The sequence below is a fragment of the Rhizobium sp. FG96 genome (assembly GCF_057808655.1).
Window position 1 is genome coordinate 133,055 of the sequence record NZ_JBMDIL010000004.1, and the last position, 16,273, is coordinate 149,327.

The following is a 16,273-nucleotide window of genomic DNA, read 5'->3' on the forward strand; positions in this document are numbered from 1 at the left end:
GACATTGTGACAGGAAGTGTCTCAGGGAACATGCAACCGATCAATAAAGCTGTTCCGTCAGTTGATAGGATTTTCCTATCAAAGATCTTCGCTCTCCGCGAGAATCCTTGCTTCATGCAACAGCGCAGAGACGAGTGGCGTGAACGGCTCGCGATGCGTCGCAACCAGGCCAACAAGATGATCGGCCTCGGGCTCGACAATCGGGATCATCCGGATTTCGGCAGGAAAACCGAATGATTCCGCGACATTTCGCGGCATGATGCTCGCCCAGCGCCCCGTTCGAACGTGGGAAAACAAGACGATCATCGATCCTGATTCGAGCGTCGGATGCGCTGTGGCCCCGGCTTCGGCGAGATGCCGGTTGATGATACGGCGGTTCTGCATGTCTGCGGTCAATAGACAAAGCCGAAGATTGCCAACCTCACGCCAGGTCACAGTTTCGCGATCCGAAAGCGGGCTGCCGGCCGCGGTGATCAGATTATAGCGCTCGGCATAAAGCGGCACGGCAGTTACCCGCCCTAGCGGTTCGTTCTCCAGATAGGTAACACCCGCATCGATCTCGAGATTTTCGAGCATGCTGAGAACCTGCAGCGAATTGCGCGAGACGATCGAGAAGGTCACGTCAGGATGGCGCTCCTGAAACGGCGTGGTGATCCGCGGCAGCATAGCCAGAGCCGTTGGAATGGAGGCGATCCGCAGGTGTCCGGAAAGACCCTTGCGGGCCGTGCGCATCTCCTCGCGCATGGTGCGCGTATCGCCGACGATGCGGCGTGCCCATTCGAGCACGCGCTGCCCCTCCGGCGTCAGCCCCTGAAAACGCGAGCCGCGCTGCACCAGCATCACGCCGAGCTGGTCTTCCAGCTGCCGGATCGCGGCTGATAGCGTCGGCTGCGAAACACCGCATTCTTCGGCGGCGCGGCCGAAATGCTTTTCATTGGCAAGAGCTATGAAGAATTCCAGCTTGTCGATCATCCGGCCTCCTGCCGAACTGTGCGTCCGGGCATCTTTGGCGGGACATCATAAGCTTAGCAAGACCTGCCTCAACGGGCAGCGGGCGCCGGAAACATGGCGAAAAGCGAATCCAGGAAGGATGCGACGCTGTCATTGCCGAGGCTGTAATAGACGAGACGCCCTTCGCGACGGGTGTTGACCAGTCCTTCCATGCGCAGCCGCGCCAGCTGCTGCGATACCATGGCCTGCTGCACGCCAAGCAGTTCCTCGATCTCGCTGACGGTCTTTTCCTGCTCGGCGAGAATGCAGAGAATAAGAAGGCGCGTCTGATGTGCCATTGCCTTCAGGAGGCTGCTCGCTTCGTGAGCTTTTTCGGCAAGCTTCTGCAGTTCCTGACCGGCTGTTCCCGGCGCAGTTGTAGGCAAGCGCATTCGGATTCTCTGATGGACGGGTTGGGACGGGCCCAAGCGATACCATATTCAGACCGATATACTGCGCAATTTTACTAAAATACCAAAAATAGTCCAAGTAAATCAGCAGATAAGCTGGCCGCCATTGATCTCCAGAACTTGCCCCGTGATGTAGCCCGCTAAGGAAGGCGCGGCCAGAAACAGGTAGGCGGGGGCGCAATCCTCGGAGGTTCCGAGCCGTTGCAAGGGTATGGTCTTGCGTGTCGCCTCAAGCTTTTCGCGCGACGAATAGCGCTCATGGAAGTCGGTTTCGATCGTGCCCGGCGAAACACAGTTGACCCGGATCATGTCAGGCGCAAGCTCGCGCGCGAGCGCCTTCGAATAGGTGGAAACGAAGGCTTTCGAGGCCGAATAGATCGCCGATCCCGGGCTACCGCCGGTCAGCGCCGATATCGATACGGTGTTGACGATCGCCGCACCCTTGGCGGCCCGCAACGCCGGCAGCAGCGCGCGCGTTACCTCGACGACGGAGGTCTGGTTAAGCCGGGTAACCGCCTCATAATCCTGATCCGTCAACTCACCCGCCGGAAACCGGCCGACCATCGTCCCGGCGTTATTGACCAGCACATGAATGGTGCCGAAGGCATCCAGCACCTTCCAGGCGAAAGTGGCGGTGCCGCCCGGCTCGCTGAAATCGCCTGAGATCAGCACGGCGCGACGATCGGCTTCGGCCGTCAGCAGGAAGTCCGGAAGGTCGCGGCTCTTGCTGCGGCCGGTATGAACGGCGACGCGTGCGCCGCAATCGAGAAACTGGCGTGCGACCTCGAGGCCAATGCCGCGCCCGGCCCCCGTGACGACGACATTGCGGTTTTCGAAAAGCTTTGGATGAAACACGCTGAGGCCCTCCCCACTCCGGCTGGCAGTCGCCGATTGCGCAATTTTCGCTTTAACATATGATCGCAAGAAACGAAAGAAAGGGAGGCGCAGCATGTTTCTGTCCGGACGGCAGACCGAGATCCTCGACATCGCAAAGTCAGAGGGCCGCGTGCTGGTGGAAGACCTAGCGGCCCGCTTCTCGGTCACCCCGCAGACGATCCGCAAGGACCTCAACGATCTCTGCGACAGCCGGGTACTGACGCGCATCCATGGCGGCGCGATTTTCCCTGGCGGTACCGAAAACGTCAAATACGAGGCGCGCCGCTCGATCGCGGCCAACGAGAAGACGGCGATCGGCCGTGCCTCGGCCGCGCTCATCCCGAACAATGCTTCCCTCTTCATCAATATCGGCACGACGACGGAAGCAGTCGGCGAAGCGTTGATCGAGCATCACGAATTGATGGTCATCACCAATAACATCAATGTCGCCAGTCGCTTGCGACTATTCCCGTCGATCGAGGTCGTGATCGCCGGCGGCGTCGTGCGCCATTCGGATGGCGGCATCGTCGGTGAAGCGGCCGTCGATTTCATCCGCCAGTTCAAAGTCGACTATGCGGTGATCGGTGCCTCGGCGATCGACCCCGATGGCGCGCTTCTCGATTTCGATTACCGCGAAGTGAAGGTCGCCCAGGCGATCATGGCCAATGCCCGGCATGTCGTGCTGGTCGCCGATTCCACCAAATTCGAGCGCACGGCGCCCGTTCGCATCGGCCACCTGTCGCAGGTCCATACCTTCGTGACCGACGAATGCACGCTGGATTCGCTCCGCCGCATCTGTTCCGAGGGCGGCATCAATCTGGTGGAGACCAACCGGGCGGGCAGCACCAAAGATTAAATCTTACGCTGTCGCAAAAGGTTCGTTTGACATTCGTTTTCTTTCGTTTTAGCGCTTAGTGGATTTCATTTTAAGCACTAAATCGTTGGAGAACCGCGTGGGCAGCCAGACTTTCGACCTATTCGTGATCGGCGGAGGCATCAACGGCTGCGGGATCGCGCGTGATGCGGCGGGGCGCGGCTATTCGGTGGCGCTGGCGGAGATGAACGACTTCGCCTCCGGCACCTCGTCGGGCGCCACCAAGCTGATCCATGGCGGGCTGCGCTATCTCGAACATTACGAGTTCCGCCTGGTGCGGGAATCGCTGATGGAGCGCGAAGTGCTCTGGGCGATGGCGCCGCATATCATCTGGCCGATGCGCTTCGTCCTGCCCTATCACAAGGGCGGCATCCGCCCGGCCTGGCTGATCCGGCTGGGTCTGTTCCTTTATGATCATCTCGGCGGCCGCAAGCTCCTGCCGCCGACATCGGTGCTCGACATGCGCCGCGATCCGGCAGCCAAGCCCTTGAAGGCGCTGTTTACGAAAGCCTTCGAATATTCCGACGGCTGGGTCGACGATGCCCGCATGGTGGTGCTGAACGCCAGGGACGCCGCCGACAAGGGCGCGCTGATCATGCCGCGGACCAAAGTGGTGTCGGCGCGGCGCGAGAATGGGCTGTGGGTCGTCGAGACGGTGGATACGCTCTCGGGCCGCAGCGAAACGCATCAGGCCCGCATGCTGGTCAATGCCGCCGGTCCCTGGGTCGATCACGTCATCCGTGCCGCCTTCGGCCAGAACGAGGCCCGCCATGTCCGCCTCGTCCAGGGCAGCCACATCATCGTGAAGAAGAAGTTCGACAGTCCCAAAGCCTATTTCTTCCAGAACCCCGATAACCGCATCATCTTCGCCATTCCCTATGAGGACGACTTCACCCTGATCGGCACCACCGACCGGGATTACGGCGGCGATCCGAAGGATGTGAGGATATCCGCGGAGGAGACGGATTACCTCTGCAAGGCGGCCAGCGAGTATTTCAAGGAGCCGGTCCGGCCCGAGGATATCGTCTGGACCTATTCGGCCGTCCGCCCACTCTTCGACGACGGCGCCTCGAAGGCGCAGGAGGCGACGCGCGATTATGTGCTGAAGCTTGAAGGCAAGGACGGCAGCGAGGCGAATGCCGCGCCGCTTCTCAATGTCTTCGGCGGCAAGCTCACCACCTACCGGCGCCTGTCGGAACATGCGCTGGAGAAGATCGGCGAAGCGATCGGCGCCAAGGGCTCACCCTGGACGGCGAAGAGCCATCTGCCGGGCGGCGACTTTCCGGCGCAGGGTTACGAGGCAGAGGTCGCCAGGCTGCAGGCGGCCTATCCGTTCCTGGCGCCCGCCCATGCGCGGCGGCTGACGCGCCGCTACGGCACCAGGGCCACCGTCCTGCTCGGCAAGGCGGCCTCCATCACCGATCTCGGGCGGCATTTCGGGTCGGATCTCTATGAGGCCGAAGTGCGCTATCTCATGCAGCATGAATGGGCCTTCACCGCTGAGGATGTTCTCTGGAGGCGGAGCAAGAAGGGTCTCTACCTCAGCAAGGACGAGGCAGCGGCTCTGGAGAGCTTCCTGCAGGCCGAGCGCATCGCCGCCTAGATATCTTCGAGCAACCGCGCACCGGTACCCTCGCTGCCCAGCCTGTCATGCGGGTTGCGCAGCGGACAGCTTTCGATCGACAGGCAGCCGCAACCGATGCATCCCGTCAGGTGGTCGCGCAACAGTGTCAGCCGCTTGATGCGGTCGTCCAGATCGTTTTTCCAGAGCTGCGACAACGTCCGCCAGTCGGAGACCGTCGGCGTGCGGCCCTGCGGCAGGGTCGCGAAGGCCGCCTCGATCTCGGCAAGCGGAATTCCAACCCGCTGCGCCACCTTGATGATCCCGAGACGGCGCAGCACATCGCGGCCATAACGGCGCTGGTTGCCGCGCGAACGGATGCTCGCGATCAACCCCTTGCTCTCGTAGAAATGCAGCGCCGACACCGCAAGACCGCTGCGTGCCGCTACCTCGCCGACGCTGAGCAGCCGGCTCATCATGCCATCCGAATTTTTCTGCATGGACTGTTGACCTCAATATTAGTTGAGGTTTTATAACCCGAGCTCCCGATGATCGTAAAGAAGGAGCAATGCATGCAGACCACGATCAGATTGGCCGTCATCTACGGCAGCACGCGGCCCGGCCGCATGTGCGACCGCGTCGTCAAATGGCTCGTCAGCCAGCTCGGCCACTACCCGCTGATCGAACTGGATATCATCGACCCGCTCGATTTTGGCCTGGTCCCCAATAGCGGCGACGAAACCGGCGAGATCGCCGCGAGGCTGCAGCGCGCCGACGCCTTCATCATCGTCACGCCGGAATACAATCACAGCTTCCCCGCCTCGCTGAAATTCTTCGTCGACGCCTTCTACGAGCCTTGGCACGTCAAGCCGATCGCCTTCGTCGCCTATGGCGGCATTTCAGGCGGCCTGCGCGCCATCGAACATCTGCGCCTGGTCTTCGCCGAGCTCCACGCAGTCGCGATCCGCGATACGGTCAGCATCGTCTCCCCCTGGGACCGGCTCGACAAGGACGGGCACTTCGACCGCCCGGAAGAGGCGCTGCGGCATCTCAGCCGGATGATGGGCAGGCTGCAATGGTGGGCGCGCGCCCTTCGCGCCGCCCGCAACGAGCAGCCCTATCAGGCGGCGGCCTAGAGATCACGGCCGCGGCTCTGGCAGGTGCGCGGCTGCGATGCGCACCCGGGCAAGGCCACCGCCCGGGTGCGCTGGTCGATCCGGTAGCCTGAAAACAAAAAAGCGGCCCTGAAGGCCGCTTTCGATCACTTGGGAAAAGTCCCGATCAATCCTGCTCGACGACGCCACGCAGATGCGTGAGTTCGAGGATGAACTGCTCAAGCTTGGACTTGTGCTCGTGATGCTCGGCATCCTCGAGGTCCTTCTGCGCAGCCTCGATGCGGCGGGTCAGCTCGTCCTTGTTGATTTCCTCAACCGGAACGGCGGACTCGGCAAGCAGCGTGCAGCCGGTCGGCAGGATATCGGCGAAACCGCCGAACACGACATAGTCCTGCTTGCTGCCGGAGGCCGAACGAACGCTGACGATGCCGGGCTTGATGGTCGTCATCGTCGGCGCATGGTGGGCCATGACCGTCATCTCGCCCTCGGTGGCCGGAATGACAACTTCCGTCACCATCTCCGACAGAAGCAGACGCTCCGGAGATACGAGTTCAAAATTGAAATTGTCAGCCATCAGTGACTTACCTTCTCGGCCTTTGCATCTTGCAGTTTGGTCCCGCAGAACGGGCAGTGCTGTATCGCCTGATCGAGATAGCCGAGACCCTCTTCGGTCTGGACCAGTCCCACCACCATCATCAGCTGGCCGTTATCCGCCCTATAGACGGTCGGGGCTGCAGGGGCCGGAAGATCTGCCACGACTTCCCGAAGGGAGTCGCAGCAGAAGATCTCGTCATGAGCGTCGCTCATCAAGCAGCTGCGGAGAGCTTCTTGGCCTTTTCGATGGCTTCTTCCATCGAGCCGACCATGTAGAAGGCTGCTTCCGGCAGGTGGTCGTATTCGCCGTTGACCAGGCCCTTGAAGCCCTTGATCGTGTCTTCGAGCGCAACGAGCTTACCCGGCGAACCGGTGAAGACTTCGGCGACGAAGAACGGCTGGGACAGGAAGCGCTCGATCTTACGGGCGCGGGCAACGGCCAGACGGTCTTCTTCAGACAGTTCGTCCATACCCAGGATGGCGATGATGTCCTGCAGAGCCTTGTAGCGCTGCAGCGTCGACTGAACCTTACGAGCCACTTCGTAGTGCTCTTCGCCGACAACCATCGGGTCGAGCATGCGCGACGTGGAGTCGAGCGGGTCAACGGCCGGGTAGATACCCTTTTCAGCGATCGAACGCGACAGAACGGTCGTTGCGTCCAGGTGGGCGAACGAAGTTGCCGGCGCCGGGTCGGTCAAGTCGTCGGCGGGGACGTAAATGGCCTGAACCGAGGTGATCGAACCGGTCGTGGTCGTGGTGATGCGTTCCTGCATCTGACCCATGTCGGTTGCGAGCGTCGGCTGATAACCAACGGCCGAAGGAATACGGCCGAGCAGAGCCGACACTTCCGAGCCAGCCTGCGTGAAGCGGAAGATGTTGTCGACGAAGAACAGAACGTCCTGGCCCTGGTCGCGGAAGTGTTCAGCAACCGTCAGACCGGTCAGAGCAACACGAGCGCGTGCGCCCGGCGGTTCGTTCATCTGGCCGTAAACCAGCGCAGCCTTGGAGCCTTCGCCACCGCCGTGCTTGTTAACGCCGGACTCGATCATTTCGTGGTAAAGGTCGTTGCCTTCGCGGGTACGTTCACCCACGCCTGCGAAGACCGAGTAACCACCGTGCGCCTTGGCGACGTTGTTGATCAGTTCCATGATGAGAACGGTCTTGCCGACGCCTGCGCCACCGAACAGGCCGATCTTGCCGCCCTTTGCGTAGGGAGCGAGAAGGTCGACGACCTTGATGCCGGTGACGAGGATCTGCGCTTCCGTGGACTGCTCGACGTAAGCCGGAGCGTCCTGGTGGATGGCGCGCTTGGAAGCGGTAACCAGCGGACCTGCTTCGTCAACCGGCTCGCCGATGACGTTCATGATACGGCCGAGCGTTTCGTCGCCAACCGGAACCGAGATCGGTGCGCCGGTGTCGGTGACTTCCTGACCGCGAACCAGACCTTCGGTCGAGTCCATGGCGATCGTGCGAACGGAGTTTTCGCCGAGGTGCTGCGCGACTTCGAGAACAAGGCGGTTGCCCATGTTCGTGGTTTCGAGCGCGTTCAAAATCGCCGGCAGTTCGCCTTCGAAAGCAACGTCGACGACGGCGCCGATAACCTGTGTGACCTTGCCGACAGAGCCTGTGGCGGTCTTCTTAGCGGCGGTCTTCGCTGCCGCCTTCGGGGTAGCTGCCCTAGCCATTTTAATACCCTCTTTCTCTAACCTCAGAGCGCTTCCGCGCCCGAAATGATTTCAATCAGTTCCTTGGTGATCTGCGCCTGACGCTGACGGTTGTAGTTGAGCGTCAGCTTGTTGATCATCTCACCTGCGTTACGCGTCGCGTTGTCCATCGCGCTCATCTTGGCGCCCATTTCACCGGCTGCGTTTTCAAGCAGTGCACGGAAGATCTGGACAGAGATGTTGCGCGGGATCAGATCCTCAAGGATCGCAGCCGGATCCGGCTCATATTCATAGACCGCGCCGGCATGGGCAGCATCTTCGACAACGCCTTCAGGCGCCTGTGCCGGGATGATCTGCTGGGCCGTCGGGATCTGGCTGATGACCGACTTGAACTCGGAATAGAACAGCGTGCAAACGTCGAACTCGCCGGCTTCGAACATCTCGATGATGCGCTTGCCGATCTGGTCCGCGTTATCGAATCCGACGCGCTTGACCTCGCGCAATTCCTTGCGCTCGACGATCAGCGATGCGAATTCGCGGCGCAGGCTGTCAAAGCCCTTCTTGCCGACCGTGAAGATCTTCACGGTCTTGCCTTCGGCGATCAGCTTGCGCGCATGATCACGGGCAAAGCGCGAGATCTGCGAGTTGAAGCCGCCGCAAAGGCCGCGTTCTGCGGTGCAGACAACGAGCAGGTGAACCTGATCCTTGCCGGTACCGGTCATGAGCAGCGGTGCGCCGTCGGCATCGGTAACCGCATTGGCGATGTTCGAAAGAACAGCCGCCATGCGTTCCGAGTAAGGCCGGGCGGCCTCGGCCGCCTCCTGCGCACGCCGAAGCTTAGCCGCGGCGACCATTTTCATCGCCTTGGTAATCTTCTGCGTCGCCTTGACGGAGGCGATCCGGTTTTTCAGATCCTTAAGTGAAGGCATCCGTTATCCGTCCTAACTGGGTCCGATCAGGCAAAAGACTTGGAGAACGCTTCGAGAGCAGCAGTGAGCTTGCCCTTCGTATCGTCGCTGATAGCCTTTTCCGTGCGGATCGTGTCGAGGATCGCCTTGCCTTCCGAGCGGAGGTAGGAGAGCAGAGCCTGTTCGAACTTGCCGACCGATGCAACCGGCAGCTTGTCGAGGTAGCCGTTGACGCCAGCGAAGATCACAGCGACCTGTTCTTCGGTCTTCAGCGGCGAGAACTGCGGCTGCTTCAGGAGTTCGGTCAGACGTGCACCGCGGTTCAGGAGGCGCTGGGTTGCGGCGTCGAGGTCCGAGCCGAACTGAGCGAATGCCGCCATTTCGCGGTACTGGGCGAGCTCGCCCTTGATCGAGCCTGCGACCTGCTTCATCGCCTTGATCTGCGCGGCAGAACCGACGCGCGAAACCGACAGACCGACGTTAACGGCCGGGCGGATACCCTGGTAGAACAGGTCGGTTTCGAGGAAGATCTGGCCGTCGGTGATCGAGATCACGTTGGTCGGAATGAAGGCCGAAACGTCGTTGCCCTGCGTTTCGATGACCGGCAGAGCGGTCAGCGAACCGGCGCCCTTTTCGTCGCTCATCTTTGCAGCGCGCTCGAGGAGACGCGAGTGCAGGTAGAAAACGTCGCCCGGGTAAGCTTCGCGGCCCGGCGGGCGGCGCAGCAGCAGCGACATCTGACGGTAGGAAACAGCCTGCTTGGACAGGTCGTCGTAACCGATCAGGGCGTGCTGGCCGTTGTCACGGAAGTATTCGCCCATGGCGCAACCGGCAAACGGTGCGAGGAACTGCATCGGAGCCGGATCGGAAGCCGTGGCAGCGATGATGATCGAGTACTTCAGAGCGCCGCGTTCTTCGAGAACCTTGACGAACTGAGCAACGGTCGAACGCTTCTGGCCGACAGCGACGTAGACGCAGAACAGCTTTTCGCCTTCCGGACCGGAGTCGTGAATGGCCTTCTGGTTCAGGATCGCGTCGAGAATGATCGCGGTCTTGCCGGTCTGGCGGTCGCCGATGACGAGCTCGCGCTGGCCGCGGCCAACCGGGATGAGGGCGTCGATAGCCTTGAGGCCGGTCGACATCGGCTCATGAACCGACTTGCGCGGGATGATGCCCGGAGCCTTGACGTCAACGCGTGCGCGCTGCTTGGCATTGATCGGGCCCTTGCCGTCGATCGGGTTGCCGAGAGCGTCGACAACGCGGCCGAGGAGTTCCGGACCAACCGGAACGTCAACGATGGCGCCCGTACGCTTGACGGTGTCGCCTTGCTTGATGTCGCGGTCCGAACCGAAGATAACGACGCCGACATTGTCGGATTCGAGGTTCAGAGCCATACCACGGGTGCCGCCCGGGAACTCGACCATTTCACCGGCCTGAACGTTGTCCAGACCGTAAACGCGAGCAATACCGTCGCCGACAGAAAGAACCTGGCCGACTTCCGAAACCTCAGCCTCTTTGCCGAAGTTTTTGATTTGATCTTTGAGAATTGCGGAAATTTCCGCGGCGCGGATATCCATCAGCCAACCTCTTTCAATGCAAGCTTGAGAGTAGAAAGTTTGGTGCGAAGCGACGTATCAATCTGACGGGACCCGACCTTGACGATCAGACCACCAAGAATTGACGGATCAACCGTGACGGCAATCGCCACGTCTTTGCCGGTGACGCCCTTCAGCGCCGCCTTCAATTCGGTTTCCTGCGCTGCGGTGAGCGCATGGGCCGAGGTAACCTCGGCAGAAATTTCGCCACGCTGACGGGCAGCGATGACACGGAAGGCCTTGATCATGCCCGGGAGGGCGAACAGGCGGCGGTTGCGCGCCACGACCTTCAGGAAGTTGCCGACGAAACCGGAAATACCGGCCTTTTCGCTGATGGCAACAATAGCCTTCAGCTGATCGTCAGCCGAGAATACCGGGCTGGCGACGAAACGCTTGAGGTCGTCGCTCTCATCCAGCATCGCCTGGAAACGGTCGAGATCTGCGGTGACGCTCTCGACGGCACCTTCTTCGAGCGCCAGATCGAATAGCGAGGACGCATATCGTTCTGCAACACCAGAAGTAAGCTGGGACGTGTCTGCCACGGGCACAAATTTCCCTGATTTCAATTCAAGAATCCGGCCGTCGGCGGGCGCCTGACCTATGCTCTTGAATTCGTTTTGATTTCCCCCAGAAATCGCAAGAGAAGCCTCTTGCTTCTTCCGAAATTCGGGGTCCGTCTAACATAGGACGCAGGGACTCGCAACACGCGTAATGCCCGAATATGCCTTTCGAATGATTTTCTGTCGGCAAAATCGTGAAATGGCATTCGAGCAGGCGAGCGGGCGCCCGTCAGCCCTGTAATTCAGGTTGCAAAGAACCCAAAAGAATAGGCCAGCGGAACCGCTGCGAGAACCGCCTGCACAACCAGAAGTAAATAGTTGATAATTGTGCTCCCCTTATCAGAAAGAAGGGAGATGAAGCGGGCAAAAAATGCCATCGCGAAGGCGGCGCCGAGCGCCATGTAGATGAAGTCCTGGGCGAGCATGATCGCCGCCAGACCGAAGCCGAGATAGAAGCCGCCGACCGAGCGCTGCTCCGCATAACCATCCCGCCGCTCGCCGCGCGGCGCGAGACCGAAGAGCTTCATGGCGTAACCGGGCGCGAACATGATGACAAAGCCCGCAGCCGCCGTGAATGCCGCGCAGCAGAATGCCAGCTGCTCGCCGAAGGTTTCCGGAAAATAGAACTCCATGAATCAGCCCCAAATCATGCCCATGTTTTTTGACCTTATGGCATGATTGTCTGCTGCCGGAAACGGCCACGATCAGCTGTTTTTAAAGGAAGCTCTGCGGATCGATATCCAGCTGAACCTGAACCGAACCCCGCTCCTTCGGCGCTTGCGCCAGCATGGTTTTCAGGAACGCCTGCATATCGGAATTGCGCCGGCCGTGGACCAGCAGGCGGAAACGGTGGCGGCCGCGCACGATCGCCAGCGGCGCTTCAGCCGGACCCAGCACCGAAATGCCCGACACCTGCGGCGCCGAACTGCGAATGCCGCGCGCATGGCTTTCCGCGTCCTGGCGGGTCTCGGCCGAGACGATGATCGAGGCCAGCCTGCCGAAGGGCGGCAAAATCGCCCGCTCGCGCTCGGTAATCTCCCGCTCGTAGAAGGCCCCGGCATCGCCTGAGACGATCGCCTGCATCACAGGATGCTGCGGCTGGTAGGTCTGCAATAGACCATGGCTCTTCAAACCGGTTCGCCCGGCACGGCCGGTCACCTGCGAGAGCAGCTGGAAAGTGCGTTCCGCGGCGCGCGGATCGCCATTCGCCAGCCCGAGATCGGCGTCGACGATGCCAACCAGCGTCATCAGTGGGAAGTTATGTCCCTTGGCAACGAGCTGCGTGCCGATGACGATATCAGCCTCGCCCTTGGCGATCGCATCGAGCTCCAGGCGAAGCCGTTTCACGCCGCCGGTAATATCGGATGACAGCACGATGGTACGCGCATCCGGGAAATGCCGCTCGACCTCTTCGGCGATGCGCTCGACGCCGGGGCCGCAGGCGACCAGATGATCGAGCGTGCCGCATTCCGGGCAAGCTTCCGGCGTCCGCTCGGTATAGCCGCACTGATGGCATTGCAGCTGGCTGCGGAAGCGATGCTCGACCAGCCAGCTCGAACATTGCGGGCACTGGAAGCGATGCCCGCAGACGCGGCAAAGCGTCAGCGGCGCATAGCCACGCCGGTTGAGAAAGAGCAGTGCCTGCTCCTTCTTCTCGATCGTCTTGCCGATCGCCCGGATCAGTACCGGTGACAGGAAGCCGCCGCGCTCCGGCGCATGACGGCGCATATCGACGAGATGCAGATCCGGCAGCGCCGCGTCGCCGAAGCGCGTCGGCAGATGGATCGTCGTATAGCGACCGCTCTGGCCGTTGACCTGGCTCTCGACCGACGGCGTTGCAGATACCAGCACGATCGGAAAATCACCGATCCGCGCCCGCACGACGGCCATGTCACGGGCATTGTAATAGACGCGGTCCTCCTGCTTGTAGGCAGGATCATGCTCTTCATCGACGATGATCAGGCCGAGATCTTCGAACGGCAGGAAGAGCGCCGAACGCGCACCGGCGACGACACGCACCTCGCCGGTAACAGCCTGCCGCCAGACCTTCTCGCGGATACGCGGCGCCAGATCGGAATGCCATTCGGCAGGCTTCGAACCAAAGCGATCCTGGAAGCGCTCGAGGAAGCTCGCCGTCAGCGCGATCTCGGGCAGCAGGATCAGCACCTGCTTGCCACGCCTGAGCGTCTCGGCAATCGCCTCGAAATAGACCTCGGTCTTGCCCGAACCGGTAACACCATCGATCAGCGATACAGCGAAGGCGCCATTGCGCACCTCGCCGAGAATATCCTCGGCCGCATCCTTCTGCGGACCGGCCAATCGCGAGGCGGCAAAATCGGGATCCGGCTTTGCGACGACAGGCGGCGGCGGCAGGAAGATCGTTTCGAAAATCCCCTGGCTGATCAGGCCATCAACGACGCTGGTCGAAACACCGGCAGCATGGGCAAGCCCCGTCCGCGTCCAGGAAACGCCATCGGAGGCACGCTCGAGCACGCGGGCCCGCGCCGGCGTCATCCGCTCCGGTTCGCCGCCGACGAAGCGCAAACCTTCCACCATGGGCTCCGGCTCGAACGCATTCGGAGCCCTCAGCGCCATGCGCGCCACGAGACCGGGCGGCGAGAGCGTATAGGCCGACACCCAGTCGATGAAATCGCGCATCTCCTTGGTCAGCGGCGGGCAATCGAAGACATGGCTGATCGGCCGCAGCTTCTTCGGATCGACGCCATCCTCGCCGCCGTCCCAGACGACGCCGATCACCTGGCGCGGCCCGAGCGGCACCTGCACGACGGAACCGGGCTCGATGGCCATGTCCTCCGGCACGGCGTAGGAATAGGGCCGCGGCGCAGGCAAGGGTACGAGCACCGGAACCGTGCGGGTTGCCGGTGGTGTCTCGAACAATGCGCCAAAGAGATCGGACGAATCTGTGCTCATCGCGCCAGACCATGCCCGCTACGGCGTGAAAATGAAACCCGCCGCATGCTAGTCGTCATCGTCCTCTTCGCCCGAGATCACGCCCGTCAGCCGCATGCCCTCGATCCAGGTTGCGCCGTTCTCGCGGATCACCTTGCGTGGCCGCACACCGCAGCGTTCGCGGACGGCTTCGGCAAGCTGAGCCGAATGCGTGACGATCCACACCTGGCTGGTCTTCGATGCCTCGGCGATCATATCGGCCAGCGGCCCTAGCATATCCGGGTGCAGGCTGGCTTCCGGCTCGTTGAGCGCGATCAGCGGCGGCAGCCGGTAGGAGAGAAGTGCGGCGGCCAGGCCGAGAAACCGGATCTGCCCGTCCGAAAGTTCACGCGGCTGGAATATCCGATGCGGAAAGTCTGGCAGCTTCAACCCGAACTCCGCCGTCTCGCCCGGTTCCGGCACGACCAGCGTCGCGCCGCCGAGAGCGGAGCCCAAAATGCGATCGAGCTCGACCGTATCCTGCCTGGTATGCACAAGCGTCGCGAAGACTGCGGCCAGATTGGCCCCATCTTCGTCCAGCATCGGGCCTGTCACGGCAAGGCAGGGATGGCGAAGCGGCGAGGCGCGGTCGGTACGGAAGCCATGGAAGAAGCGCCAGTTGTTGACGATGCGCCGGAAGGCGGCGACCTCGGGGAAATTGCCGGCATCGCCGAGCAGCGCGATCGCCGTCTCCGATGTCAGCGCCTCGTCGGGATGCTCCTGCATCCGCCCGTCGCCGTCGCGCACGAAAATGCCGGGACCCGACCGCTTCATCATCGTCACAGCCCGGCGGCCGGTCTCGACCGTCAACTCCTCGGCCTTCACCTGCGGCTCGAGCGGAAAGCCAGCGGCGGCCTTCAGCGGACGCAACCCGGCTTCGACGTGATAGCGGAACGTGACCGCCCGCTCCTCGTCGACGATCTCGACCTCAAGCCGGATTCGCGCCGGTCCATCGGATTTGCGCCGGGTGCCAGACCAGAGCACCGAAAACATGCCGCCCTCGGCTGCCAGCTCATGCGCCAACCGCCCGCGCACTGCCGCCTGCACCAGCTGTAGCGCGCGGTAGAGATTGGATTTACCGACACCGTTCTCGCCGAGAAACAGCGTCGTATCCGCCAGGTCCAGACGGATCGAACGCAGGGAGCGGTAATTCTGGGCAAACATCGAGCGAAGACGCATAAGACCGCTTTAGCGCAAACCAGCGTCAAAAAGAATGGGCGAGCAGCGGCTCTGGTTGCGGCTCCCGGGCGACCGGCGAAAAGCGGGCGCTGTCATCAGCGCCCAATCCGAAAACGGTGTGCTGCTCGAGCGCCTTCGTCACATCGTTGATATCGCCATCCAGATGCTCGACCGGAATGAGATCGCCGATCGTAAAATCGAACCGGTCACCGCGCTTGTTCAGGAGTTCATGGAAAACGGTCATGTCGCGAAGCTCCGTCGACCACTTGGCAAACCAGTAGAACAGCCCGGAATTGCGGGCCGTCATATGCACCGGCAGGATCGGCAGATTGTACTTGCGCGCCAATCCCACCGCAGAACTCTTCCATGGCCGCTCGTTAAGCCTGCCATTCGCCCAATAGGCAATACGTCCCGACGGAAAGAGGATTGTCGCCTTGCCTTCCTTAACAGCATGGTTGGTCAGCTGCAGCGTCTCGCGGGTCTTGAGCTTGGTCTTGTATTCCTCGCGCCACTCGACCGGTATGACCATCTCCGCAAAACGCGGATTGACGCGAACCGCATCGCGATTGGCAAAGAACATCATATCCGGCCGGCGCGTCTTCAGGAGATCGAAGACGGCAACGCCATCGGCGATCCCCGTCGGGTGGTTGCTGACCAGAATGAAGCCGCCCGTTTCCGGAATGCGCTCGGCATGCCGCACCTGGATATCCAGCCTCAGCAGGTTGCTCATATATTCGAAGCATTGGAAGCCCGGCATATTCGCCACGTCATTGGCGAATTGCAGCGCCTTGTTGTAGCGCAGCAGCGTGTAGAGGAAGGGCCGCATCACCGGCCAGAGCGGGTTCTTGACGATCCGCTGTCCGCGCTCGGCAATCAGCGTATCGACGATATGGCCGGGGTTGCCGTGAGAAACCAGGGCGATTGCTTCCGCGAGCTGTCCGAAAGCCGTCGTGGAGTGGCGCCGCGCCATACAAGAGTCCTGCCTCGTTCCGGGAACC

The 16,273-nt window shown here is 61.5% G+C and carries 17 protein-coding genes; 3 read left to right on the top strand and 14 right to left on the bottom strand.

The window, feature by feature from the left end; genetic code table 11:
• Positions 1–78 precede the first annotated feature (78 nt).
• The 3 genes from ACODR6_RS09110 to ACODR6_RS09120 all read right to left on the bottom strand — a co-directional run bounded on the left by ACODR6_RS09110 (position 79) and on the right by ACODR6_RS09120 (position 2,255).
• On the bottom strand, positions 79–972 hold the full coding sequence (locus ACODR6_RS09110) for a LysR family transcriptional regulator (protein ID WP_130284330.1): 894 nt from the start codon (positions 970–972) through the stop codon (positions 79–81).
• Positions 973–1,040: 68 nt separating this feature from the next.
• A complete protein-coding gene (locus tag ACODR6_RS09115) occupies positions 1,041–1,382 on the bottom strand; it encodes an ArsR/SmtB family transcription factor (RefSeq protein ID WP_112720148.1) in 342 nt (113 codons plus the stop codon).
• A gap of 102 nt (positions 1,383–1,484) precedes the next feature.
• On the bottom strand, positions 1,485–2,255 hold the full coding sequence (locus tag ACODR6_RS09120) for an SDR family NAD(P)-dependent oxidoreductase (RefSeq protein ID WP_130284332.1): 771 nt from the start codon (positions 2,253–2,255) through the stop codon (positions 1,485–1,487).
• Positions 2,256–2,349: 94 nt separating this feature from the next.
• Here ACODR6_RS09120 and ACODR6_RS09125 point away from each other — a divergent pair, with 94 nt between their 5' ends.
• Positions 2,350–3,132, top strand: coding sequence for a DeoR/GlpR family DNA-binding transcription regulator (locus ACODR6_RS09125; protein ID WP_112720146.1), 783 nt, complete (start codon positions 2,350–2,352; stop codon positions 3,130–3,132).
• Between the two features lie 97 nt (positions 3,133–3,229).
• Complete coding sequence (gene glpD / locus ACODR6_RS09130) at positions 3,230–4,753, top strand: glycerol-3-phosphate dehydrogenase (RefSeq protein ID WP_489022346.1); 1,524 nt, start codon at positions 3,230–3,232, stop codon at positions 4,751–4,753.
• Here glpD and soxR read toward each other — a convergent pair.
• On the bottom strand, positions 4,750–5,211 hold the full coding sequence (gene soxR / locus ACODR6_RS09135) for a redox-sensitive transcriptional activator SoxR (protein WP_489022347.1): 462 nt from the start codon (positions 5,209–5,211) through the stop codon (positions 4,750–4,752). The genes glpD and soxR overlap by 4 nt on opposite strands.
• Before the next feature lie 72 nt (positions 5,212–5,283).
• Here soxR and ACODR6_RS09140 point away from each other — a divergent pair, with 72 nt between their 5' ends.
• Positions 5,284–5,847, top strand: a complete 564-nt coding sequence (locus ACODR6_RS09140) for an NADPH-dependent FMN reductase (RefSeq protein ID WP_489022348.1) — start codon at positions 5,284–5,286, stop codon at positions 5,845–5,847.
• A 145-nt stretch (positions 5,848–5,992) separates the two neighbouring features.
• Here the strand turns inward: ACODR6_RS09140 and ACODR6_RS09145 are convergent, their stop codons facing one another.
• From ACODR6_RS09145 to ACODR6_RS09190, 10 genes are all read right to left on the bottom strand, one after another.
• Positions 5,993–6,400, bottom strand: coding sequence for a F0F1 ATP synthase subunit epsilon (locus tag ACODR6_RS09145; protein ID WP_112717964.1), 408 nt, complete (start codon positions 6,398–6,400; stop codon positions 5,993–5,995).
• The gene (locus tag ACODR6_RS09150; protein WP_112717962.1) at positions 6,400–6,633 is read right to left on the bottom strand and encodes a hypothetical protein; all 234 of its coding nucleotides are present in this window, start codon (positions 6,631–6,633) and stop codon (positions 6,400–6,402) included. Before ACODR6_RS09150 ends, ACODR6_RS09145 begins: the two co-directional genes overlap by 1 nt.
• Positions 6,633–8,105 carry a F0F1 ATP synthase subunit beta gene (gene atpD, locus ACODR6_RS09155; protein ID WP_112717960.1) on the bottom strand — a complete coding sequence of 491 codons (1,473 nt, stop codon included), beginning with the start codon at positions 8,103–8,105 and terminating at the stop codon, positions 6,633–6,635. The genes ACODR6_RS09150 and atpD overlap by 1 nt, the downstream gene beginning before the upstream one ends.
• Positions 8,106–8,128: 23 nt before the next feature.
• Entirely contained in the window at positions 8,129–9,013 is an 885-nt protein-coding gene (locus tag ACODR6_RS09160; protein WP_112717958.1) for a F0F1 ATP synthase subunit gamma, read from the bottom strand.
• 26 nt (positions 9,014–9,039) lie between these two features.
• Positions 9,040–10,569, bottom strand: coding sequence for a F0F1 ATP synthase subunit alpha (gene atpA / locus ACODR6_RS09165; RefSeq protein WP_489022349.1), 1,530 nt, complete (start codon positions 10,567–10,569; stop codon positions 9,040–9,042).
• Positions 10,569–11,135: a F0F1 ATP synthase subunit delta gene (locus tag ACODR6_RS09170; protein ID WP_112717954.1), complete on the bottom strand. Its 567-nt coding sequence runs from the start codon at positions 11,133–11,135 to the stop codon at positions 10,569–10,571. The genes atpA and ACODR6_RS09170 overlap by 1 nt, the downstream gene beginning before the upstream one ends.
• A 254-nt stretch (positions 11,136–11,389) precedes the next feature.
• Entirely contained in the window at positions 11,390–11,779 is a 390-nt protein-coding gene (locus tag ACODR6_RS09175) for an AGROH133_08824 family phage infection protein (RefSeq protein ID WP_489022350.1), read from the bottom strand.
• Between the two features lie 82 nt (positions 11,780–11,861).
• Entirely contained in the window at positions 11,862–14,078 is a 2,217-nt protein-coding gene (locus ACODR6_RS09180) for a primosomal protein N' (protein WP_489022351.1), read from the bottom strand.
• Positions 14,079–14,126: 48 nt separating this feature from the next.
• Complete coding sequence (locus ACODR6_RS09185) at positions 14,127–15,275, bottom strand: AAA family ATPase (RefSeq protein ID WP_489022352.1); 1,149 nt, start codon at positions 15,273–15,275, stop codon at positions 14,127–14,129.
• A 25-nt stretch (positions 15,276–15,300) separates the two neighbouring features.
• Positions 15,301–16,245, bottom strand: a complete 945-nt coding sequence (locus tag ACODR6_RS09190; RefSeq protein ID WP_489022353.1) for a GNAT family N-acetyltransferase — start codon at positions 16,243–16,245, stop codon at positions 15,301–15,303.
• Between the last annotated feature and the right edge of the window lie 28 nt (positions 16,246–16,273).